Annotated in this window: 20 protein-coding genes; 10 read left to right on the top strand and 10 right to left on the bottom strand. The window is 59.5% G+C overall.

Annotated features, from left to right (window positions below; translation table 11 throughout):
- Positions 1-8: 8 nt before the first annotated feature.
- The 6 genes from cyoD to hmpA all read right to left on the bottom strand — a co-directional run bounded on the left by cyoD (position 9) and on the right by hmpA (position 6,745).
- Positions 9-344, bottom strand: a complete 336-nt coding sequence (cyoD, locus tag AACY49_RS24245) for a cytochrome o ubiquinol oxidase subunit IV (protein WP_008025399.1) — start codon at positions 342-344, stop codon at positions 9-11.
- Entirely contained in the window at positions 345-971 is a 627-nt protein-coding gene (locus AACY49_RS24240) for a cytochrome o ubiquinol oxidase subunit III (protein WP_008044529.1), read from the bottom strand.
- 3 nt (positions 972-974) lie between these two features.
- Entirely contained in the window at positions 975-3,005 is a 2,031-nt protein-coding gene (gene cyoB / locus AACY49_RS24235; RefSeq protein ID WP_339526873.1) for a cytochrome o ubiquinol oxidase subunit I, read from the bottom strand.
- A gap of 3 nt (positions 3,006-3,008) precedes the next feature.
- On the bottom strand, positions 3,009-3,953 hold the full coding sequence (gene cyoA, locus AACY49_RS24230; protein WP_258699164.1) for a ubiquinol oxidase subunit II: 945 nt from the start codon (positions 3,951-3,953) through the stop codon (positions 3,009-3,011).
- A gap of 830 nt (positions 3,954-4,783) precedes the next feature.
- Positions 4,784-5,293, bottom strand: a complete 510-nt coding sequence (locus AACY49_RS24225; RefSeq protein WP_258699163.1) for a disulfide bond formation protein B — start codon at positions 5,291-5,293, stop codon at positions 4,784-4,786.
- Between the two features lie 270 nt (positions 5,294-5,563).
- Positions 5,564-6,745 carry an NO-inducible flavohemoprotein gene (hmpA, locus tag AACY49_RS24220; RefSeq protein WP_339526871.1) on the bottom strand — a complete coding sequence of 394 codons (1,182 nt, stop codon included), beginning with the start codon at positions 6,743-6,745 and terminating at the stop codon, positions 5,564-5,566.
- A gap of 147 nt (positions 6,746-6,892) precedes the next feature.
- Here hmpA and norR point away from each other — a divergent pair, with 147 nt between their 5' ends.
- The 5 genes from norR to AACY49_RS24195 all read left to right on the top strand — a co-directional run bounded on the left by norR (position 6,893) and on the right by AACY49_RS24195 (position 11,363).
- Positions 6,893-8,446: a nitric oxide reductase transcriptional regulator NorR gene (gene norR, locus AACY49_RS24215; RefSeq protein WP_339526869.1), complete on the top strand. Its 1,554-nt coding sequence runs from the start codon at positions 6,893-6,895 to the stop codon at positions 8,444-8,446.
- 192 nt (positions 8,447-8,638) lie between these two features.
- The gene (locus AACY49_RS24210) at positions 8,639-9,541 is read left to right on the top strand and encodes a chemotaxis protein CheV (RefSeq protein WP_258699160.1); all 903 of its coding nucleotides are present in this window, start codon (positions 8,639-8,641) and stop codon (positions 9,539-9,541) included.
- Positions 9,542-9,568: 27 nt separating this feature from the next.
- A complete protein-coding gene (locus tag AACY49_RS24205; RefSeq protein WP_320394481.1) occupies positions 9,569-10,027 on the top strand; it encodes a GNAT family N-acetyltransferase in 459 nt (152 codons plus the stop codon).
- Positions 10,028-10,203: 176 nt separating this feature from the next.
- Positions 10,204-10,530, top strand: coding sequence for a hypothetical protein (locus AACY49_RS24200; RefSeq protein WP_339526867.1), 327 nt, complete (start codon positions 10,204-10,206; stop codon positions 10,528-10,530).
- 83 nt (positions 10,531-10,613) lie between these two features.
- The gene (locus AACY49_RS24195) at positions 10,614-11,363 is read left to right on the top strand and encodes a YkgJ family cysteine cluster protein (protein ID WP_339526866.1); all 750 of its coding nucleotides are present in this window, start codon (positions 10,614-10,616) and stop codon (positions 11,361-11,363) included.
- A gap of 154 nt (positions 11,364-11,517) precedes the next feature.
- Here AACY49_RS24195 and AACY49_RS24190 read toward each other — a convergent pair whose 3' ends face one another.
- Entirely contained in the window at positions 11,518-11,775 is a 258-nt protein-coding gene (locus AACY49_RS24190; protein ID WP_258699157.1) for a hypothetical protein, read from the bottom strand.
- A gap of 315 nt (positions 11,776-12,090) precedes the next feature.
- On the opposite strand from AACY49_RS24190, the gene AACY49_RS24185 reads away from it, so the two are divergent.
- From AACY49_RS24185 to AACY49_RS24165, 5 genes are all read left to right on the top strand, one after another.
- Positions 12,091-13,251 (top strand): efflux RND transporter periplasmic adaptor subunit, encoded by a 1,161-nt coding sequence (locus tag AACY49_RS24185; RefSeq protein WP_320393360.1) that lies wholly within the window; start codon positions 12,091-12,093, stop codon positions 13,249-13,251.
- On the top strand, positions 13,248-16,355 hold the full coding sequence (locus tag AACY49_RS24180; RefSeq protein ID WP_339526864.1) for a multidrug efflux RND transporter permease subunit: 3,108 nt from the start codon (positions 13,248-13,250) through the stop codon (positions 16,353-16,355). The genes AACY49_RS24185 and AACY49_RS24180 overlap by 4 nt, the downstream gene beginning before the upstream one ends.
- A gap of 9 nt (positions 16,356-16,364) precedes the next feature.
- Positions 16,365-17,042, top strand: a complete 678-nt coding sequence (locus tag AACY49_RS24175) for a heavy metal response regulator transcription factor (RefSeq protein WP_007943491.1) — start codon at positions 16,365-16,367, stop codon at positions 17,040-17,042.
- Positions 17,032-18,396 carry a heavy metal sensor histidine kinase gene (locus AACY49_RS24170; RefSeq protein ID WP_339526862.1) on the top strand — a complete coding sequence of 455 codons (1,365 nt, stop codon included), beginning with the start codon at positions 17,032-17,034 and terminating at the stop codon, positions 18,394-18,396. Before AACY49_RS24175 ends, AACY49_RS24170 begins: the two co-directional genes overlap by 11 nt.
- Positions 18,397-18,644: 248 nt before the next feature.
- The gene (locus AACY49_RS24165) at positions 18,645-20,147 is read left to right on the top strand and encodes a diguanylate cyclase (protein WP_339526860.1); all 1,503 of its coding nucleotides are present in this window, start codon (positions 18,645-18,647) and stop codon (positions 20,145-20,147) included.
- A 105-nt stretch (positions 20,148-20,252) separates the two neighbouring features.
- On the opposite strand, the gene lpxC is transcribed toward AACY49_RS24165, so the two are convergent.
- The 3 genes from lpxC to ftsA all read right to left on the bottom strand — a co-directional run bounded on the left by lpxC (position 20,253) and on the right by ftsA (position 23,797).
- A complete protein-coding gene (gene lpxC, locus AACY49_RS24160) occupies positions 20,253-21,164 on the bottom strand; it encodes a UDP-3-O-acyl-N-acetylglucosamine deacetylase (RefSeq protein ID WP_007939852.1) in 912 nt (303 codons plus the stop codon).
- A gap of 112 nt (positions 21,165-21,276) precedes the next feature.
- Positions 21,277-22,470, bottom strand: a complete 1,194-nt coding sequence (ftsZ, locus tag AACY49_RS24155; protein ID WP_007904318.1) for a cell division protein FtsZ — start codon at positions 22,468-22,470, stop codon at positions 21,277-21,279.
- A gap of 67 nt (positions 22,471-22,537) precedes the next feature.
- Positions 22,538-23,797: a cell division protein FtsA gene (ftsA, locus tag AACY49_RS24150; protein WP_258699151.1), complete on the bottom strand. Its 1,260-nt coding sequence runs from the start codon at positions 23,795-23,797 to the stop codon at positions 22,538-22,540.
- Positions 23,798-23,811 lie beyond the last annotated feature (14 nt).

Below are 23,811 nucleotides of genomic sequence, written 5' to 3'. Positions count from 1 at the left end.
GACTTACCTCAGTGCGCCATCATGTTGGTGTGGATGCTGAACATGATCCACAGCGACAGGCCTACCAACAGGACGATTACGATCGCGGCAAACACAAACGCAATCACGTTGTTACGCTGCGCGGCGGAACGGTCCAGGTGGAGGAAGTACACCAGGTGCACCAGCACCTGGATGACTGCGAACGCCAGTACGATCCACAGGGTCAGGGCTTTCGGCAGCGACGGGTACATCACCAGGCCGAAAGGAATGACGGTCAGGATCACCGACAGGATGAAACCGATAGCATAGGACTTGACGCTGCCGTGGCCGGCGTCGTGGCTATCGTGGGAATGAGCGTTAGCCATTTACATAGTCCCCATCAGATAAACAACGGTGAATACGCAGATCCACACCACGTCCAGGAAGTGCCAGAACAGGCTCAGGCAGCTCAGACGAGTCTTGTTGGTCGCCGTCAGGCCGTTTTTCTGCACCTGGTACATCATGATCGCCATCCAGATCAGACCGCTGGTCACGTGCAGACCGTGGGTGCCGACCAGGGTGAAGAACCCGGACAGGAAGCCGCTGCGGCTAGGACCGAAGCCCTCGGAGATCAACACGTGGAACTCGTTGATCTCCATGCCGATGAAGCCGGCACCGAACAGGAAGGTCATGGCCAGCCAGCCCAGGACCTGGTTCTTCTTGCCCTTGAACAACGCCAGCATGGCGAAGCCGTAGGTGATCGAGCTGAACAGCAGCAGAGCGGTTTCGCCCAGTACGTATGGCAGTTCGAAGATGTCGTGGCCCGACGGGCCACCCGCTACGTTGTTAACCAGTACCGCGTACGCCGCGAAGATCGACGCAAACAGAATGCAGTCGGTCATCAGGTAGAGCCAGAAACCGAATACGGTCATCTCGCCCGAGTCGTGGTGATGGTCATCATGCCCATGTCCATCGACATGGGTGTGTCCAGCATTGGTCACTAAGTTCGACATGGTTTAAGCCTGTTCCAACGAGGTTTCAACACGGGTGGCGGTGGCTGGAACTTTCCCGGCCGCTACCAGACGCTTGTGCTGCTCGGCTTCGATGCGCTCGATCACGTCGACCGGCACCATATAGCCTTGATCATCGCGTGCAGCGTGGATCACGAAGTAGCCCACGGTGCCCACCAGACCAACGATGGCCAACCACCAGATGTGCCAGATCATCGCGAAACCGAACACGGTCAACAGAGCACCCATGACCAGACCGGTCGCGGTGTTGTTTGGCATGTGGATCGGCTCGTACTTGGCTGGAGCCTTGTACGCGGTGCCGTTTTCCTTGGCTTCGGTGAACGGGTCGATGCTGTCTGCTTTTGGCAGCACGGCAAAGTTGTAGAACGGCGGTGGCGAGGAGGTCGACCATTCCAGGGTGTGGGCATTCCACGGATCGCCGTGTTCGCACATGTTTTCTGGCTTGTTGCGGTCACGCACGCTGACGTACAGCTGGATCAGCTGGCAGGCGATACCCGCAGCGATCATCATCGCACCGAACATGGCCACGTACAGGTACGGTACCCACTCAGGGTTGGTGGTAGCGTTCAGACGACGGGTCATGCCCATGAAGCCCAGTACATAGAGCGGCATGAACGCGACGAAGAAGCCGGTGATCCAGAACCAGAATGCTGCCTTGCCCCAACCTTCGTGCAGCTTGAAGCCGAACGCTTTCGGGAAGTAGAAGGCGAAACCTGCGATGTAACCGAATACCGCGCCGCCGATGATCACGTTATGGAAGTGCGCGATCACGAACAAGCTGTTGTGCAGCACGAAGTCAGCACCCGGAATGGCCAGCAGTACGCCGGTCATGCCGCCGATGGCGAAAGTCACCATGAAGCCCAGGGTCCACAGAACCTGGCTGGTGAAACGCAGACGGCCTTGATAGATGGTGAACAGCCAGTTGAACAGCTTCACACCCGTCGGGATGGAAATCAGCATCGTCGCCAGACCGAAGAAGGCGTTGACGCTGGCACCCGAACCCATGGTGAAGAAGTGGTGCAGCCAAACCATGAAGCCCAGGATCGAGATCGCGCCGCTGGCGTAGATCATCGAATGGTGGCCGAACAGACGCTTGCCGGTGAAGGTCGAGATGACTTCGGAGAAGATCCCGAACGCCGGCAGAATCAGGATGTAAACCTCGGGGTGACCCCAGGCCCAGAACAGGTTGACGTACATCATCGGATTGCCACCAAGTTCATTGGTGAAAATGTGGAAATCCATGTAACGGTCAAGCGTCAGCAAAGCCAGGGTAGCGGTCAGGATCGGGAACGAAGCCACGATCAGGACGTTGGCCCAGGTGCAGGTCCAGGTGAAGATCGGCATGTCCATCAGTTTCATGCCAGGGGTACGCATTTTCAGCACGGTGGCCAGGAAGTTGACCCCCGTCAGCGTCGTACCCAGCCCGGATAGCTGCAGCGCCCAGATGTAGTAATCCATCCCCACGCCCGGGCTGTATTGCAGGCCCGACAACGGCGGATAGGCAACCCAACCGGTCTTGGCGAATTCGCCAACGCCCAGGGACAGGTTGATCAGCACCACGCCGGAAACCAGCAGCCAGAAGCTCAGGGAGTTCAGGAACGGGTAGGCAACGTCACGGGCGCCGATCTGCAGCGGCACTGCAAGGTTCATCAGGCCGGTGAAGAATGGCATCGCCATGAAGATGATCATGATCACACCGTGAGCGGTGAAGATCTGGTCATAGTGTTCAGGTGGCAGGTAGCCAGGCGAACCCTCGGTGGCCATGGCCAACTGGGTACGCATCATGATGGCGTCGGCAAAACCACGCAGCAGCATGACCATGGCGACGATGATGTACATCACGCCGATTTTCTTGTGGTCGACCGAGGTCAACCACTCGGTCCACAAATAGGTCCACTTCTTGAAGTAGGTGATTGCAGCGAACAGTGCCAGACCGCCGAGCGCGATCATGGCGATGGTCACCATCACGATCGGTTCGTGGAACGGGACCGCTTCCCAACTTAATTTACCAAACATCGTTTACTCCTCTGCCCCGGCAGCTGAATGCGAACTCATGTCCATCCCTTCCATCGCGGCCACTTCGTGCTCTTTCTTCTCGTGGTGCATCGGCTTGCCCGGTTTCATACCTTCGTACTTGTCGACGATGATCTGGAACAGGTTCGGCGTGACCGAGGAGTAGAGCTCGACTGGGTTGTTCTGGCTCTGCTTGGACAGGGCTGCGTATTCAGCTTGTTCAAGCTGTTTAGGTGCCTTTTTGACTTCGCTTACCCAGGCGTCGAAATCTTCCTGGGAAGTGGCGATTGCTTTGAACTTCATGCCGGTGAAACCCGCGCCGCTGTAGTTGGCGGAGATACCGTCCATTTCAGCGTTCTGGTTGGCGATCAGGTGCAGTTTGGTCTGCATGCCCGCCATCGCGTAGATCTGGCCGCCCAGAGCCGGGATGAAGAACGAGTTCATCACGGAGTCGGACGTCACCTTGAAGTTGATCGGCGTGTGGGCCGGGAACACGATCTTGTTGACCGTGGCGATGCCTTGTTCCGGGTAGATGAACAGCCACTTCCAGTCCAGCGCGACCACTTCAATGGTGATCGGCTTGACGTCGGATTCCAGCGGCTTGTAAGGATCCAGGGCGTGGGTCGACTTGTAGGTGACGTAACCCAGGGCAATGATGATCAGTACCGGAATAGTCCACACCGCGATTTCGATCTTGGTGGAGTGGGACCATTTTGGCGTATAGACGGCGTCCTTGTTGGAAGCGCGGTATTTCCAGGCGAACAGGAACGTCATGACGATGACCGGCACGACGACCAACAGCATCAGCAGCGTTGCGGTGATGATCAGGTTTCGCTCATCCAGGCCGACCTGGCCCTTGGGATCGAGCAAGGTCATGTTGCAGCCTCCCAGCAACAACGTGCCGAGCAGCGGCAATAAGCCTAGTAGTCTGGGGTACCTGTTTTTACTCATCTCACGACCTCTAAAGCAGCTTGCGCAATGCAGTTGGGTTTTGATCGCCAACACTTCACCCTGCCAAGGGTTGGCATTTTTCTTGGATTGAATAAGGGCCTGCCCCGTCGCGCGTCAGACGCTGTTCGACAATTGCTGAGCCTGCGGTGTGTTCTTATTCGAATTCGTGGTCAAGGGCCTTGTTACAGACCAATTCCATTTGGTGCGGATCGTCGGAAGGCACCGACATCTGGGGTCGCATGAAGCCATCAGGCCTCTCGACACCCTGTTTGTGCTCATACACCTGAGTAAGGGGTGAGCAGTGCCGGGAATTCAGTGCGGGCGATTGTAGATAGATGACGATTCATAAACCACGTCTCATCCCGAAATAATTTTTATCCGATTCAACAACAATCATTCACGGCTTTTGCAAAAGTGCGCCATGGTATCGAAATACATTCTCAACAAAAACACCAAAAAATGTAGGTCTACCCCGCGAAGTTCAGACAGCTTCCAGGGTTCTGCGCTCGCCTTCGACCCTGCTCTACCCCCTACGTGACAAGGGCTTTGGCCATTTGCCAGCCCCTGTTAAAACTGCCTGCTTCGGCTGATGAGCGCTGAAACCGGCAGTGGCTTGAAAACCCTGTTTTGGGTGCATGGAGGTGCCCCGATTCAGCGTCTTGAAATGCCCTGCGACAATCAAGCTGTGACAACATGTCGCACACATGTCGCACCCTTCGTTGCCGCACATCACGGTCCTTTTACCTGACCTGCGAACATGCAAAAAGCCCCGGCCTCTCAACGAGAATCGGGGCGTTTTTTTGTTTCATGTAACGGTGCGGCGGGCAGCCTCAGCGCAGCGCTTTACGGTTACGCGACGTGAGCAGCGGCACCAGCACCACGACCAGCACGAACGCCAGCAGCGCCCACTGTGCCAGGGACAAGCCGAGGATCGGCGGGTACGGCGTGGAGCAGAAACCGTCGACCTGGAAGCCCAGCGGGAAGATCTTCGCCAGCGGCAGGCCGTCGACGATCGGTTGCAGCACATCGATGCCGCAGCTGACCGTCGGGTAAAACTGGGTATAAACGTGATGCCCGGCCACTCCGGCACCCGCGATGGCGCAGATCACCACCAACACTTCGAACAGCGTAATGCTGCGACGGGTGCGCATCGCCGCACCGATAAACGCGAACAGTGCGATCAGCAACAACGCGTAGCGCTGCAAGATGCACAGCGGGCATGGCGCTTCGCCCAGCACCACTTGCATGTACAGCGCACCGCCGATCAGCGCCAGGCAGATGATGCCCAGCAACACCAGATAGCGCCGTTCACGTCCCAACCGCATTGTTTCCTCGCTCATCGCGTTTCCCTTCTAAATATCAATTGCCCGCAAGTCTACACGCTGTCCCTGACCTTTGAGAGCCTTGAACTGGCTGGCGGAGATTGGAGGAATGAACGATAAGCCGGTTAAGAAGGGATTAACTTTTAAGTGATTTTTACGAATCAGGACCGTGGCGTGGCCATTCGCGAGCAGGCTCGCTCCCACAGGTGACCGCGTCGTACGCTGATCAAATGTGGGAGCGAGCCTGCTCGCGATGAAGGCAACTCGGTTTCCCGGTCGCCTACAGGTTTATTCCAACGTCGCGGCCGGCCCGAAGAACTCATAACGGCTTTGCTTCTCCGGCACCCCCAAGGCCTTGAGGTGACGCTTGATCGCCGCCATGAAGCCTTTAGGCCCCAGGAAGTAAGCATCCACATCGCGCTGCTGCGGCAACCATTCGCCCAGTTGCTCCTGGCTCAACAGGCCAACCTTGTCCGCCGCCGGGCTGACGCCATCATCTTCGGCGTAGCAATAGAAACGCGTGAGCTGCGGATGACGCTCGGCCAGGCCATCGATCCAGTCGCGGAAGGCATGAACGCTACCGTTGCGTGCGCAGTGGATAAAATGCACTGGCCGCTCGGTCGCCAGCGCCGCTTCGAGCATCGCCAGCGTCGGGGTGATGCCCACGCCGCCACTGATCAGCACCAGCGGTTTGTCGCTGGCGGTCAGGGTGAAGTCGCCCGCTGGCGGGAACAGCATGATGCTCGCGCCGACGTGCAGTTGATCGTGCAAATGGTTGGAAGCGCGGCCGCCGGTTTCGCGCTTGACGCTGATGCGGTACTGGCCCTTGTTGGCCAGCGCCGACAACGAATAGTTACGCCGAATTTCTTCGCCATCGAGGATCAGTTTCATGCCGATGTACTGGCCGGGCTCTGCCGCGAGAATCGGGCCTTTGTCGGCCGGTTCGAAGTAGAACGAGGTGATTTCCGCGCTTTCCTCGACCTTGGCCGCCACGATGAATTCCCGCGCGCCACGCCAGCCGCCCGGCGCCTGCTCTTTCTGGTCGTAGATGCTGGCTTCGGCGCCGATCAGAATCTCGGCCAATTGACCGTAAGCCGCACCCCACGCGCTCATCACTTCAGGCGTGGCAATCTCTTCGCCCAGCACTTCGGAGATCGCCCGCAACAGGCAGCTACCCACAATCGGGTAATGTTCCGGGAGGATTTGCAAAGCCACGTGCTTGTTGATGATCTTGGCCACCAGGTCGCCCAACTGATCGAGCTGGTCGATGTGCCGCGCGTACATCAAGACACCATTGGCCAGGGCGCGAGGCTGATCGCCGCTGGCCTGGTGGGCCTGGTTGAACAGCGGGCGGACCTCCGGGTATTCGGAGAGCATCATGCGGTAGAAGTGAGTGATCAACGCTTCGCCGCCGCTTTCCAGCAGCGGCACGGTGGACTTGACGATGGCACGGTCTTGAACGCTAAGCATAAGAGCGACTCCTGGGCTTTATATGAATAACCCTTACGTATCAGTTTCCATGCCAACAATTAAAACGCTATAAATCAACTAGTTAAGAACAAAGTAGTCATATGGACACACGACGCTTTATAGTCACACCGACTACACGGAGTCATTATGACTGCAAAATTACTGCTCACCACTCTGCTGCCCCTGGTTTCCGACCTGTCCCGCGAACTGCCCGAAGGCGAGCGCTACCGACGCCTGCTCGAAGCCATGCGCGCCCTACTCCCTTGCGACGCCGCCGCCCTGCTGCGACTCGACGGCGAATGGCTGGTGCCGCTGGCCGTGGACGGGTTGAGCACCGACACCCTCGGCCGACGTTTCAAGGTCAGCGAACACCCGCGGTTCGAAGCGCTGCTCAGCAGTTCCGGCCCGACTCGCTTCGCCGCCGACAGCGACTTGCCCGATCCTTATGACGGCCTGGTCGACGGCCTGCACGATCACCTGGAAGTCCACGACTGCATGGGCTGCCCGTTGTTTATCGACGAGCGCCCGTGGGGTCTGCTGACCCTCGACGCCCTCGCCCCTGAACGCTTCGAACCGATCGAGCTAGATGCCCTGCAAGCCTTCGCCAGCCTCGCCGCCGCCACGGTCAACGCCGCCGAGCGCATCGAACGGCTGGCCAATCGCGCCGAAGACGAACACCAGCGCGCCGAGGTTTACCGTCAGGCCAGCGGCCAGCAAAACCGCGAAATGATCGGCCAGAGCAAGGCTCACAAACGCTTGGTGGAAGAGATCAACCTGGTGGGCGGCAGCGACCTGACGGTGCTGATCACCGGGGAAACCGGGGTCGGCAAAGAGCTGGTGGCCCAAGCCATCCACGCGGCGTCGCCACGGGCCGCCAAACCGATCATCAGCCTCAACTGCGCCGCCCTGCCGGACACCCTGGTGGAGAGCGAACTGTTCGGCCATGTGCGCGGAGCCTTCACCGGGGCGACGAGTGATCGTCGCGGCAAGTTCGAACTGGCCAATGGCGGCACATTGTTTCTCGATGAAGTGGGCGAACTGTCACTGACGGTGCAGGCTAAATTGCTGAGGGTGTTGCAGAGCGGGCAATTGCAGCGACTGGGATCGGACAAGGAACATCAGGTCGACGTGCGACTGATCGCAGCGACCAACCGCGATCTGGCCGAGGAAGTTCGCAGCGGTCGCTACCGTGCCGACTTCTATCATCGCCTCAGCGTTTACCCGCTGCTGGTGCCCGCCCTGCGGGATCGCGGTCGGGATGTGCTGTTGCTCAGCGGCTACTTCCTGGAGCAAAACCGCTCACGCATGGGCCTCAATAGCCTGCGCCTGACCAGCGATGCCCAAGCGGCCCTGCTGGCGTATGGCTGGCCAGGGAACGTGCGGGAGCTGGAGCATTTGATTGGCCGCAGTGCATTGAAAGCCTTGGGTAACTGCAAGGAACGGCCGAAGATTCTCAGTTTGAGCGCGGCGGATCTGGACTTGCCCAATGGCAGCGTTGAGCACGCGCCGGAGCCGGTGGTTGCCGCGCCGGCGGCTGAGCTGGTTTCAGGGGATTTGCGTGCGGCCACCGAGCATTATCAGCGCCAACTGATCAGCGCTTGCCTGGAACGGCACCAGCACAACTGGGCCAGCACGGCGCGGGAGCTGGGTCTGGATCGGGCGAATCTGGGGCGGATGGCCAAGCGGTTGGGCATGAAATAAGCCAAGATCGCAGCCTTCGGCAGCGCCTACATTGACCGCAATCCCCTGTAGGAGCTGCCGAAGGCTGCGATCTTTTGATCTACTCAACATTTATTGGCACTAAAGCCTGCCCCCGACAAGTCGATAACCCGGCATCGATAGCTGTTGGCGATGCTCGTAATCGCCCATCACCTTTCTCCACAGAAGGTTTTTATGTCTTCCAATAAAGCCCGCGCAGACTCACTTTCGCTTCTGCTGTTTACCTTGCGCAGCGGCAAGCTGATGGCGATCAACCTGCTGAAAGTCAGCGAAATCATCCCCTGCCCGCCGCTGACCAAGCTGCCGGAGTCGCACCCCCACGTCAAAGGCATCGCCACCCTGCGCGGCGCGTCGCTGTCGGTGATCGACCTGAGCCGCGCCATCGGCGAGCGCCCCCTGGAAGACCCCAACGGTGGCTGCCTGATCGTCACCGACGTCAGCCGCTCCAAGCAGGGCCTGCACGTTCAGGCGGTGAGCAAAATCGTCCACTGTCTGACCACCGACATCCGCCCGCCACCCTTCGGCTCCGGCGGTGTGCGCTCGTACATCACCGGCGTGACTTCGGTGGATGGCACTCTGGTGCAAGTGCTGGACATCGAAAAGGTCATCCACGGCATCGCGCCGGCGCAGATCGAAATGACCCCGACCGAACTGAGCATGGAAGAGGCTGAAGTCCTGGGCAATGCGCGGATTCTGGTGGTCGATGACAGCCAGGTCGCCCTGCAACAATCGGTGCACACCCTGCGCAACCTCGGCCTGCAATGCCACACTGCCCGCAGTGCCAAGGAAGCCATCGATTGCCTGCTGGACCTGCAAGGCACCGCCCAGCAGATCAACCTGATCGTCTCGGACATCGAAATGTCGGAGATGGACGGTTACGCCTTCACTCGCACATTGCGGGAAACTCCGGACTTCTCACACCTCTATGTACTGCTGCACACGTCGCTGGACAGCGCGATGAACAGTGAGAAGGCTCGACTGGCCGGGGCCAACGGGGTGCTGACCAAGTTCTCCTCGCCGGAACTGACCAGGTGCCTGATCGAGGCGGCCAGGGCCGTCGCCGAACAAGGTCACTGAGTGTTGGCCGAGGCGTTTTGCTGGCTGATGCGGCGCAACCTGACAGAGGTTGTGCCAGCCATCAACTGGCCAGACGGGGTTGAACTGACCGAGTACCGCCCGGAACTCGCCGAGTCCGCCCACCGTTTGATGGCGCTGGGCCATCTCGACGGCGGCGGTCAAGTGCCGGCGCTGGAAGTCTGGCAACAACGTTTCGAAACCGATCCCGAATACGACCCGACACTGTGCTTCATCGCCCTGGATGCCGAAGGTATCGTCGGCGTCGCCCAGTGCTGGACCAGTGCCTATATCAAAAACCTGGTGGTGCATCCGCGCGCTCAAGGCCTTGGACTTGGCCGCGCACTGCTGCTGCATGCTTTCAAGGTGTTTCAGCAGCGCCGCGAAGGTTTTGTGGATCTGAAGGTGCTTGAAAACAACCTTCGGGCGCAGCGTTTGTATGAAAGTGCCGGGATGTATGTAGTCCGCCGGGAGCCCGTGCCTGTCTGACACACCGCCTTCGCGAGCAAGCCCGCTCCCACAGTTGATCTTCATGAAACACACATTTTGTGTACAACGAAAATCCACTGTGGGAGCGGGCTTGCTCGCGAAGAGCCCCGCACAACCAACATCAAACCATCAGGCATACTCCGACCCCGACCACTACACGCCAAGGATGCCTGATCATGAAAACCACCACCCTGACCGTCCTCTGCCTCACCACTCTCGCCACCCAGGCCCACGCCTCCAGCCCCGACGCCTGGGCCGCCTACGACAAAGCCGTACTCGCCAGTTGCACACAGGCCAGCGGCCTGAAGAACACCAAACCCGTCGGCAACGCCGCGCAGTTCGATGACCGGGTCGGTTACACCGCGCTCCTGCTGCAAGGCCAGTACCCGCAAAAACACATGAAAGGCCAGCAAGGCACCGAACTGTGCCTCTACAACAAGAAGAGCAAAACCGCCTACGTGACCGAATGGGACTCGATCCGCCCAACGGCAAAAGCGCAGTGACTGGCGCATAACTTGCTTCGACACAGGCCTTTACGGTGGCTTTTTGTCGCCATTTCATATCCTCACAGGTCACTGGCCGTTCAATGAATACACCGTTTTCCTGCGTAGGTTGTGGCAAATGCTGCACCGACCACCATGTGCCCCTGACACTGGCCGAAGCCCGTATGTGGGCGGCCGATGGCGGTCAGGTGATCGTGCTGGTGGAAGCCTTCCTCACCAATGGCCTGGGCCTGCCAGCGCAACAACGCGAACATGCCGAGCGCCGTTCGGTGGTGGTTCGAAGCGGCGCCTGCGAGGCGCATGTGGCGATCACCTTTGCCGCCTATAACGTCGGCCCTTGCCGGAATCTTGACGAAGACAACCTCTGTCGCATCTACGAACGTCGACCGTTGGTGTGCCGCATCTACCCGATGGAAATCAATCCGCACATCCCGCTCAACCCGACGGTTAAGGAATGCCCGCCCGAGTCGTGGGAAACAGGGCCGGATTTGATCATCGGTGGTGAGCTGGTGGATCAGGAACTGGCGGGATTGATCCAGCGCTCCCGGCAGGCGGATCGCGATGAGATTCAGACCAAGGATGCGATTTGCGCGCTATTGGGGATTCGGACGACAGCGCTGAAGGGTGATGGCTTTACCGCTTATCTGCCGGACATGACGGCGTTTGCCATGGTCATTGATCAGGTGGCGCAGCAATCACTGGCGGGAGCTGGCGGTGAATGGGTATTTCACGTATCGGGCGATGATATTGCCGGGCAAGTGCAGGCGGCCGGGGCGCTGGTGGCGACTGAAGCGCCGCTGAACTATGCGTTTATTTCGCTGCGGGCGGCGTGAGCCAGAGCGTATGTTGTATTTAATGGCCTCATCGCGAGCAGGCTCGCTCCCACAGTGGATTTCGTCGTACACAATAGCTGTGTCTCATGAAGATCAACTGTGGGAGCGAGCCTGCTCGCGATGACGATAGATCAGGCACCGCAGAGGTAAGAACTCAGCGCTTACCCATCGAACGACGGGTACCAGGAGGCGCTGCACCCGGTGTCTTGGTGTGGCCGTTCTTGGCGCCATTCTTGTACCAAGGCTGGCTGGCATTCTTCGCCGCGGCCAGTTCGCCCGGCTTGAACGGAAACTTGAACGCAGGAATCGCCGCTTTGGTTTCGCTGTCTGCGCTGGAGTCGACGCTGTCTGGCAGATCTGCCTGGTCGTCGCTCAAAGCGTCGGCAGCCGGCGGTTGTGTCGGGGAAGTCATGAAAGCTCCGGGTGATGCTCAAAGAGTCGGGCCCGGTAGGCGAGCCGCGAAAGACGGCAGTATACCTGTGTCGGGAGCCGCAAGCTTCACGCAGCAAGCGAGTCCGTCGGGTTTTGTGCTGACCGACCTGCCGCCTTCGCGGGCAAGCCTCGCGCCTACAGTGGAGCGAGATCACGGGGAATCAGCATCAATCCAAAGAGGTCCAAACTGACAGCGCCGTCAGTTACCCGTCACTCTCCTGACGGGCTAACAGGTTTATAAAGGAGGGTATGAACCTGACATAACTCCGACCACTCTGCCCGGCGCCCCACTCGCATGCGAATTCAGAAAAAAATCGCCCTGTTCGCCGCCCTTCTGATCGTCCTGGCAGTGCTGGGCGTGTGGTACGCCGCCAAACCCGCCACGACCAAACTGACCACCTCCACCGCCATTCCCGTGCGGGTGGTCAGCGTCGTCGAAAAAGATGTACCCCGCTACGTCAGCGGCATCGGCTCGGTGCTGTCCTTGCACAGCGTGGTGGTGCGTCCACAAATCGACGGCATCCTCACCCAACTGCTGGTCAAGGAAGGCCAACGGGTGAACAAAGGTGACCTGCTGGCCACCATCGACGACCGTTCGATCCGCGCCAGCCTCGACCAGGCCCGAGCGCAACTGGGCGAAAGTCAGGCGCAACTGCAAGTGGCGCAGGTCAACCTCAAACGTTACAAACTGCTGAGCGTCGACGACGGCGTGTCCAAACAGACCTACGACCAGCAACAAGCCCTGGTCAATCAACTCAAAGCCACTGCCCAAGGCAATCAGGCCTCGATCGATGCCGCTCTGGTGCAGCTTTCCTACACACAGATTCGCTCGCCCGTCACCGGTCGCGTCGGTATTCGCACGGTGGATGAAGGCAACTTCCTGCGCATGACCGACACCCAAGGCTTGTTCACGGTGACCCAGATCGACCCGATCGCCGTGGAGTTTTCCCTGCCGCAGCAAATGCTGCCAATCCTGCAGGGCCTGATCAACGATCCACAGCACACGCCGGTCAAGGCTTACATCGGTGCCGACACCGACGGCGAAACCGGCAACCTGCTGGGCGAAGGCCACCTGACCCTGATCGACAACCAGATCAATGCCAACACCGGCACCATCCGCGCCAAGGCCGAATTCGACAACCCCGGTCAGAAACTCTGGCCGGGCCTGCTAGTGACGGTAAAGATTCAGACAGCGCTGGATAAAGATGCACTGGTGGTGCCGCCCACCGTCGTACAACGTGGCCTCGATCAACACTTCGTGTACCGGGTCAACGGCGACAAGGTCGAAGTCGTTCAGGTACAGATGATTTACCAAGGCAGCGGCCAGGACATCATCAAAGGCGTGAAGCCGGGCGACGTGCTGGTCAGCGACGGCCAATCGAGGCTCAAACCCGGCTCGACGGTTCAGGTACTGACTGAGCCACCGCAAGTGGTCCGGTCGGAGCCGAAACCATGAAGGGCCATGGTTCGATTTCCGCATGGTGCATCGATTATCCGGTGGCGACGGTTCTGTTGACCTTTGCCCTGGTGCTGCTGGGGGTGATCGCCTTTCCACGGCTGTCGATTGCACCGCTGCCGGAAGCGGAATTCCCGACCATCCAGGTGGCTGCGCAACTGCCCGGCGCCAACCCGGAGACCATGGCTTCGTCGGTGGCCACGCCGCTTGAAGTGCAATTCAGCGCCATCCCCGGCGTGACCCAGATGACCTCGAGCAGCGCCCTGGGCTCGACCATCCTGACCCTGCAATTCACCCTCGACAAAAGCATCGACACCGCCGCCCAGGAAGTCCAGGCCGCGATCAACACCGCCGCCGGCAAACTGCCCAAAGACATGCCGAACCTGCCGACGTGGAGGAAGGTCAACCCGGCCGACAGCCCGGTGCTGATCCTCAGCATCAACTCGCCGCAAATGCCCGGCACCGAAGTCAGTGACCTGGTGGAAACCCTGCTCGCCCGTCAGATCAGCCAGATCGACGGCGTAGGCCAAATCAACGTTAGCGGTCAGCAACGTCCGGCGATCCGCGTGCAAGCGTCGGCGGACAAACTCGCCGCCATCGGCCTGACCCTGGCGGACATTCGTCTGGCGATCCAGCAATCCAGCCTCAACCTGGCCAAGGGTGCGTTGTACGGCGAGTCGAGCATTTCGACCTTGTCCACCAACGATCAGTTGTTCCATCCCGAGGAATACAGCCAACTCATCGTTTCCTACAAGAACGGTGCACCGGTTCATCTCAAGGATGTGGCCAAAGTCATCAACGGTTCAGAAGACGCCTACGTTCAGGCCTGGGCCGATGGTAAGCCGGGGGTGAACCTGGTGATTTTCCGCCAACCGGGCGCCAACATCGTCGCGACCGTCGACCGTATTCAAGCGGCCTTGCCAACGCTGGAGGCCATGCTGCCGGCCTCGATGCAGGTCAAAGTGTTGATCGACCGCACCCAAACCATCCGTGCCTCGTTGCATGAAGTGGAAGTCACCCTGCTGATCGCGATCCTGCTGGTGGTGGCGGTGATGGCGCTGTTCCTGCGGCAATTGTCGGCGACACTGATCGTGTCGGCGGTGCTCGGTGTGTCGCTGACCGCCAGTATTGCCCTGATGTACCTCATGGGTTTCAGCCTGAATAACCTGACGCTGGTGGCGATTGTGGTGTCCGTCGGGTTTGTGGTGGACGATGCGATTGTGGTGGTGGAGAACATTCACCGTCATCTGGAGGCCGGCGAAGGCATGCGCGAGGCGGCGATCAAGGGCGCCGGCGAGATCGGCTTTACCGTGGTTTCCATAAGCTTCTCGCTGGTGGCGGCGTTCATTCCGTTGCTGTTCATGGGCGGCGTGGTCGGGCGACTGTTCAAGGAATTCGCCCTGACTGCCACCTCGACCATCATGATTTCGGTGGTGGTGTCCCTGACGCTGGCGCCGACCCTGGCCGCGCTATTTATGCGAGCACCGGTGCATCACGCCCATGGCAAGCCGGGTTTCGGCGAGCGTTTGCTGGCGTGGTACGAGAAAGGCCTGCGCCACGCCCTCGCCCATCAGAAATTGATGCTCGGTGTGTTTGGCTTGTCCCTCAGCCTGGCGGTCGCGGGATATATTTTCATTCCGAAGGGTTTCTTCCCGGTGCAGGACACCGGTTTCGTCCTCGGCACCACCGAAGCGGCGGCTGATATTTCCTACGGCGACATGGTGAAAAAACACTTGGCGATGGCCGAGATCGTCGCCGCCGATCCCGCCGTCGAGACGTTCTCCCACTCGGTCGGCGTTTCGGGCAGTAACCAGACCATCGCCAACGGACGCTTCTGGATTTCGCTGAAAAAACGCGGCGACCGTGACGTATCCGCCAGCCAGTTCATCGATCGGATTCGCCCGCAATTGATGAAAGTCCCGGGCATCGTGCTGTATCTGCGCGCCGGGCAAGACATCAACCTCAGCTCCGGCCCGAGCCGCGCCCAATACCAATACGTGCTCAAGAGCAACGACGGCGCCATCCTGAGCACCTGGACCCAGCGCCTGACGGAAAAACTGCGCAGCAACCCGGCGTTCCGCGACATCTCCAACGACCTGCAACTGGGCGGCAGCATCACCCACATCAGCATCGATCGCAGCGCGGCGGCGCGTTTCAGCCTGACCGCCAGCGATGTCGACGAAGCGCTGTACGACGCCTTCGGCCAGCGGCAGATCAACGAATTCCAGACCCAGACCAACCAGTACAACGTGATTCTGGAACTCGACACAAAGCAACGTGGCAAGGCCGAAAGCCTCAACTATTTCTACCTGCGCTCGCCGCTGAGCGGGGAAATGGTGCCGCTGTCGGCCCTGGCGAAATTCGGTGCGCCATCCATCGGCCCGCTGTCCATCGCCCATGACGGGATGTTCCCGGCGGCCAACCTGTCGTTCAACCTGGCGCCCGGCGTCGCATTGGGCGATGCGGTGATCATGCTCAATCAGGCCAAGACCGACATCGGCATGCCGGCGGCCATCAGCGGTAATTTCCAGGGCGCGGCCCAGGCATTCCAGAGTTCGCTGGCCAGCCAGCCGTGGCTGATTCTGGCGGCACTGGTGGCGGTGTACATCATTCTTGGCGTGCTGTACGAAAGCTTCGTGCACCCGCTGACGATCATTTCGACCCTGCCCTCGGCGGGGCTCGGGGCGGTGATCATGCTGTGGATCTGCGGCCAGGACTTTTCGATCATGGCGCTGATCGGGCTGGTGCTGCTGATCGGCATCGTCAAGAAGAACGGCATTCTGATGATCGACTTCGCGCTGGAAGCCCAGCGCAACCGTGGCCTGCCTCCCCAAGAGGCGATTTATGAGGCGTGCATGACGCGGTTCCGGCCAATCATCATGACCACCCTCGCGGCCCTGCTCGGCGCCCTGCCGCTGATGCTCGGCTATGGCACCGGCGCCGAACTGCGCCAGCCATTGGGCATCGCGGTGGTCGGCGGCTTGCTGGTGAGCCAGGCTCTGACGCTGTTCACTACGCCGGTCATATACTTGTGGCTTGAGCGGCTATTCCATCGGCCTAAACCAGCCCCAGCACCGATGTCGGTGCAGGCGACAACAGACTGAGGCGGGGTCATGCGCGTTCTGATTATCGAAGACGAAGAAAAAACCGCGGACTATCTGCACCGTGGCCTGACGGAACAGGGCTACACCGTGGACGTGGCCCGCGATGGCGTCGAAGGCCTGCACCTGGCGCTGGAAAGCGACTACGCCGTGATTGTCCTCGACGTCATGCTGCCGGGCCTCGACGGTTTCGGCGTGTTGCGGGCCTTACGGGCGCGCAAGCAAACCCCGGTGATCATGCTCACCGCCCGCGAGCGGGTTGAAGACCGCATCAAAGGCCTGCGCGATGGCGCCGACGATTACCTCGGCAAACCGTTTTCCTTTCTCGAACTGGTGGCGCGCCTGCAAGCGCTGACCCGTCGCAGCGGTGGCCATGAACCGGTGCAAGTGAGCATCGCCGACCTGTGGATAGATTTGATCAGCCGCAAGGCCACCCGCGCCGGCACGCGTCTTGACCTGACCGCCAAGGAGTTTTCGCTGCTCAGCGTGCTGGCGCGGCGGCAAGGGGAAATCCTCTCGAAAACCGCCATCGCCGAGATGGTCTGGGACATCAATTTCGACAGCGACGCCAACGTGGTCGAAGTCGCGATCAAACGCCTGCGGGCCAAGCTCGACGGGCCGTTCGACGAGAAACTGCTGCACACCATTCGTGGCATGGGTTATGTGCTGGAGAGCCGTGGTGTCCAGTAATTCGATCGCGCTGCGCCTGAGCGGCATGTTCACGCTGGTGGCGCTGTTGGTATTCCTGTTGATCGGCGGTGCGCTGTATCAACAGGTCGACAAGGGCTTGGGCCTGTTGCCCGAAGCCGAGCTCGATGCCCGTTATAGCGTGCTCGAATCGGCCCTCAACCGTTACGGCACGCCCGAGCATTGGGTGAAGATCAAGGCCAAGCTCAAGCTGCTGAGCGAAGAAGACAAGCGCATTCGCTTTTGGGTGGTCAGTGGCAATCCCGGTTATGAATACGGCCAACCCGACGCGCCGATCCGCGCTTTCGCCCAAGGCCCGTTGGGCATGCGCGACATGGCATTGCCTGACCATCCGTACCCGCTGAAAGTGCTGGTCACTGAGCTGCCGGCCAAGGACCAGCGCCCGCCGCTGCGCTTCATGATCGGTATCGATACCGAAACCTTTTACGAGACGCAGCACCATTTGCTGATCGCCCTGATCAGCCTGGCGATCATCGGCGTGCTGTTGGCCTCGGCACTTGGTTATTGGGTGGCCCGGATCGGCCTCAAGCCGCTGATCAAGTTGTCGCAGGAAGCCCAGCGCCTGACGCCACCACGGCTGTCCGGGCGCCTGCAATTGTCGCCATTGCCACCGGAATTGAACCAGTTCGTCAATTCGTTCAACGCCACCCTGGAGCGGGTCGAACAGGCTTACTCGCGCCTGGAATCGTTCAACGCCGACGTGGCCCATGAACTGCGCTCGCCGCTGACCAACTTGATCGGCCAGACCCAGGTTGCGCTGACACGCGGGCGTTCAGCCGAGCATTATTTCGAAGTGCTGCAATCGAACCTCGAAGAGCTCGAACGGCTGCGCTCGATCATCAACGACATGCTGTTTCTCGCCAGCGCCGACCAGGGCAGCAAGGCCACCAAACTGACGTCCACTTCACTGGCCGATGAAGTGGCGACAACGTTGGAGTACCTGGATTTCATCCTTGAGGATGCGCAGGTTCAGGTTGAGGTCAGTGGCGATGCGCAAGTGCGAATCGAGATCGCTCATCTGCGCCGGGCGTTGATCAACTTGCTGAGCAATGCGGTGCAGCACACAGGGCCTGGGCAAGTGATTCAGGTACGGATCGAAGTCGAAGAGCATCAAGTCAGCATCGGCGTCGCCAACCCGGGGTCGCCGATTGCCAGCGAGCATTTACCGCGGCTGTTCGAGCGTTTTTACCGGGTCGATGCGTCGCGCAGCAACAGCGGCAACAATCATGGCCTGGGGCTGGCAATCGTCAAGGCGATTGCACTGATGCATGGCGGGGATGTGTTTGTGCGCAGTGATCATGGGATGAATACGTTCGGCATTCATTTACCGGTCTAATCACACAGAACCCTGTGGCGAGGGGCTTGCCCCCTCGCCACGGGATGTCGACACGGATGAATACCGGGTAATTGTCGACTACCCGCTGAATGTCTTCTAAGCTTCAATTAGCAAAAGGCCAGCATGTTTTGCTGGCCTTTTTTTTATCCGGGATTTATACAGACGCGCTGGACGCGACCGGTTTCTGGGACTCTGCCCGATTCTTGTAAAAGCACTTTCATAACGCCTTATTTGCAGAAGTCAGAACCATGAGTGTGATCAGTGCGAAATCCCGTGATCCGATCCGTTCGACACGGTCGGAGCGGCTTCTGGTTCTCAGTAGTGTGTTGTTGGTGATTGCAATACTGAGCATCGTCGCGTTCCTGCTAATCCGTGAACGCGCAAACGCCGAATTGTCCGCCGCTCGCGCCGCCAATAATATCGTGCAATTGATCGACGCCGATGTGCTGCGCAATGTCGAACTCTATGACATTACCCTGCTGGGCTTGATCGCTGCCTCCCGGCGTGAAGACCTCAAGAGCGTTTCCCCTGTCATTCGCCATCTGGCCTATTTCGACCGCGCCACTGCCGCGCCGTACAAGGGCAACATTTTGTTGCTCGACAACAAGGGCGATGTGATCGCCGACTCGGCCGCGGTGGAGCCCAGACAGGGAAACTATGCCGATCGCGAATACTTCCAGTCCCACGTGAACAACCCGGACCCAGGCATGTTCATCAGCCGCCCGTTCAGGGGCAGGTCACCAGAACAGGATTGGCGTATCAGTTTCAGCCGCCGGGTGAATGGCTCCCTGGGTGAGTTCCTGGGCGTAGCCGAAGCCGCCATGCGTTTGAGTTACTTCGATCAGTTGTTCAACAGTTTGAGCGTCGGTCACGACAGTACGGTCAACCTGATCAGCAAGGACGGGATTCTTCTGGCCCAGCAACCACGCCTGGCCGAAGAGCTGATCGGCAAGGACTTCAGTAATCGTCCCAATTTCCAGCGCATCGTCAAGGAAGGCAACGGCAGCTTCACCAGCATGTCCGATCGACACAAGGACAAGCGCTTGTATACCTTCTCCAAGGTTGGGAACTTGCCGTTGATCGTCATTGTTGCGCTGTCCAGTGATGAAGTCTTTGCGGCCTGGAATCGCACCGCAGTGGTGGTCAGCGCTGCGACCATTGCTCTGTGCATCAGCCTGCTGTGGCTGACCGGGTTGCTCTGCCGCGAACTGCGCCGGCGCCACAGTGCCGAGCTGGAACTGGCACAACTGGCCGCCACCGACCCCTTGACCGGTCTGGCCAACCGCCGAGCCCTGGATCAGGCCCTGCGCCATGAATGGTTTCGTGCCCAACGCTCCGGCCGGCCGTTATCGGTGCTGATGATCGATGTCGATCACTTCAAGGCGTTCAACGATCGCCATGGCCATCAGGGCGGCGACGATGCCTTGCGCTCGGTGGCCAAGGTGATCAGCCCCCATGCTCGACGGCCCGCGGACCTGGTGGCCCGCTACGGTGGCGAGGAGTTTTCGGTGATCCTGGCTGAAACCGACAGCACCGGAGCGCAACAGATTGCCGAAAACATCCGTGCGGCGGTGGAGCAGTTGCCATTGGTGGGGGGTGATGAGTCGCCGATTACTATCAGTATCGGTATCAGCACCTGGACCACGGCGACCGATATCAGCCTGGAGCAGTTGCTGTTTGCGGCGGACAAGGCGCTGTATCAGGCCAAGGAAGGCGGGCGGAATCGGGTGGTTGCCGGCGACCATTTGTAGTGGATCGACTGGCCTCTTCGCGAGCAAGCCCAGACACCACAAAAAACCGGGGAATAAAAAAAGGCCACCCGAAGGTAGCCTTTAAAAACTAGAGAGGTTTTTTGCTTACACGGCCGCAACGGGACGCATGTAAGAGATCGGTGCAGTGCTGGCGTCTTCGAAAGTCACGACTTCCCAAGCATCTGTCTGCTCAATCAACTTGCGCAGCAGCTGGTTGTTCAATGCATGTCCGGACTTGAAGCCCTTGAACTCACCAATCAGGCTATTGCCCAGCAGGTAGAGGTCACCAATTGCATCGAGGATCTTGTGCTTCACGAATTCGTCTTCATAGCGAAGACCGTCTTCGTTCAGTACACCATCCGCGTCGACCACAATAGCGTTTTCAACGCTGCCGCCGAGTGCGAGGTTGTGCTTGCGCAGGTACTCGATGTCACTCATGAAACCAAAGGTACGGGCGCGGCTGACTTCTTTTACGAACGAAGTGCTGGAAAAATCCACGCTTGCACTTTGTGTGCGGTCACGGAAAACCGGGTGATCGAAATCGATCTCGAAGCTCACTTTGAAACCTTCGAAAGGGACGAAAGTGGCGCGTTTGTCGCCGTCTTCCACTGTCACTTCCCGCAGGATCCGGATGAACTTCTTGGCAGCGTCCTGTTCTTCCAGGCCGGCCGATTGAATCAGGAATACGAAGGGTCCAGCGCTACCATCCATGATCGGGACTTCGGACGCGGAGAGCTCGACGTAGGCGTTATCGATGCCCAGGCCAGCCATGGCCGAGAGCAGGTGCTCCACCGTGTCCACTTTGACGTCACCGTTAACAAGCGTGGTCGACATAGTGGTTTCGCCAACGTTTTCCGCGCGGGCAGGAATCTGCACCACAGGGTCGAGGTCAGCACGACAAAACACAATGCCGGTGTCGACAGGCGCTGGCTTGAGGGTCAGGTAGACCTTCTCCCCGGAGTGCAGGCCGACACCTGTGGCACGGATAATATTCTTCAGGGTGCGTTGTTTAATCATGGCATGGGCCGCTTCAGCGCAAATTGCGAACTGGTATCAACAAAGGCTGGCGATGATAGCAGACCAGACCTTTGCTGAACACCAATCACCCGAATACCCCTGATACATTTCATCAATCGGCCTGACGACGCAGGAAAGCCGGGATGTCCAGGTAGTCCAGGTCATCTTGCGGGTTCATCTTCGCGGCAGTCGCAGCACCGGCCTGAGCCTGGTTGCGCATGACGGTCGGACGGTCCAGGTCACGGTAGTTCACCGCAGGCTGTTCCTGACGAACAGGGGCTTGTTGTTGTGGCTGGGAAGCCATCGAGGTGTGAACGGTATTGTCGATGACCTTCACAGGCTTCTCGATTTTAGCGCCAAGACCCGTGGCAACAACAGTCACATGCAACTCGTCGCGCATGTCCGGATCGATAACGGTACCGACCTTGACCATCGCGTGCTCGGAAGCGAAGGCTTCGATGATGCTACCCACGTCGGAGTACTCACCCAGGGACAGGTCAGGACCGGCGGTGATGTTCACCAGGATGCCGCGTGCACCTTGCAGGTTCACGTCTTCGAGCAACGGGTTGCGAATGGCCGCTTCGGTGGCTTCGCGTGCACGGTTCGGACCGCTGGCGCAGCCAGTGCCCATCATTGCCATGCCCATTTCGCTCATCACGGTACGCACGTCGGCAAAGTCGACGTTGATCATGCCCGGACGCTTGATGATGTCGGAGATACCGCGAACGGCACCGGCCAATACATCGTCGGCCTTGGCGAAAGCCGACAAGAGGCTTGCGTCTTTACCCAGGATGGTCAGCAACTTCTCGTTGGGAATGGTGATCAACGAGTCAACGCTTTCGGACAGCAGACGAATACCTTCGTCGGCGATCTGCATGCGCTTGCGACCTTCGAACGGGAACGGACGGGTCACCACCGCAACGGTGAGAATCCCCATTTCCTTGGCCACTTCAGCAATGATTGGCGCAGCACCGGTACCGGTACCACCGCCCATGCCAGTGGTGATGAACACCATGTTGGTGCCCTGCAGGACTTCGGCAATGCGCTCACGGTCTTCCAGAGCGGCCTGACGACCCACTTCAGGGTTGGCGCCAGCGCCCAGACCTTTGGTCACGCCGGTACCCAGTTGCAGGATGGTCCGCGCGCCGATACTTTTCAGCGCCTGGGCATCAGTGTTGGCGCAGATGAACTCAACGCCTTCAATGTTGCTCTTGACCATGTGATTGACAGCATTGCCGCCGCCACCGCCAACACCGATAACTTTAATTACCGGGCTTGCGGGGATGTTGTCTACGAGTTCGAACATTTTCCCTCTCCTTACATTCTCTAGTTTTTTCGCCTACTGCTGTTTGAAGCGGTGTTGCGGTAAAGCTTTAGAAATTGCCTTGCACCCAGCTCTTGATGCGATCGAGCAGAGCGGCTTTCGGTTCTTCATTGCTGTAGCTGTCGCGGCTGCCGATGCCCGAGAACGAAATCCCGTCGGACTGCTTCTGCAGGCCGTACATCAACAGGCCAACGCCGGTGGAATAGATCGGGTTGCGGACCACGTCGTCCAGGCCCTTGACGCCATGGGGCACGCCCAGGCGAACCGGCATGTGGAAGATCTCCTCGGCCAGTTCAACCGCGCCTTCCATCTTCGACGTACCGCCGGTCAGCACGATGCCGGCCGGGATCAGGTCTTCGTAGCCGCTGCGACGCAATTCAGCCTGGATCAGGGTGAACAGCTCGTCGTAACGCGGCTCGACCACTTCGGCCAGGGCCTGACGGGACAGCTCGCGCGGTGGACGGTCGCCAACACTCGGCACCTTGATGGTTTCACCGGCGCCGGCCAGTTTGGCCAGGGCGCAGGCGTAGCGAATCTTGATTTCTTCGGCGTATTGGGTCGGGGTGCGCAACGCCATGGCGATGTCGTTGGTCACCTGATCGCCGGCAATCGGGATCACCGCGGTGTGACGGATCGCGCCTTCGGTGAAGATCGCGATGTCGGTGGTGCCGCCGCCGATGTCCACCAGGCACACGCCCAGCTCTTTCTCGTCGTCGGTCAGGACCGAATACGCGGACGCCAGCTGTTCGAGAATGATGTCGTCGATTTCCAGGCCGCAGCGACGCACGCATTTTTCAATGTTCTGCGCGGCGTTGACGGCACAGGTGACCACGTGAACCTTGGCTTCCAGACGCACGCCGGACATGCCCAGTGGCTCGCGAACGCCTTCCTGGTTATCGATCACATAATCCTGCGGCAGGGTGTGCAGCACGCGCTGGTCAGCAGGGATTGCCACGGCCTGCGCGGCGTCGAGGACGCGCTCAAGGTCGGCGGAGCTGACTTCGCGATCACGGATCGCCACGATACCGTGGGAGTTCAGGCTGCGGATGTGATTGCCGGCCACGCCGACGAACGCCGAGTGGATCCGGCAACCGGCCATCAGCTGCGCTTCTTCGATAGCGCGCTGGATCGACTGGACGGTGGACTCGATGTTCACCACTACGCCTTTTTTCAGGCCGCGGGACGGATGGGTACCGATCCCGACGATTTCGAGCGTGCCATCGTCCGCGACCTCGCCTACCAGCGCCACCACCTTGGAGGTACCGATATCGAGACCGACGATCATTTTGCCGCTTTGCACGTTTGCCATGGGTCCTGCCTCTT

Source organism: Pseudomonas sp. EL_65y_Pfl2_R96 (genome assembly GCF_963970905.1).
Taxonomy (GTDB): domain Bacteria; phylum Pseudomonadota; class Gammaproteobacteria; order Pseudomonadales; family Pseudomonadaceae; genus Aquipseudomonas.
The sequence above is the reverse complement of the archived record's forward strand: the minus strand, read 5'-3'. Positions and strand labels throughout refer to the sequence as shown.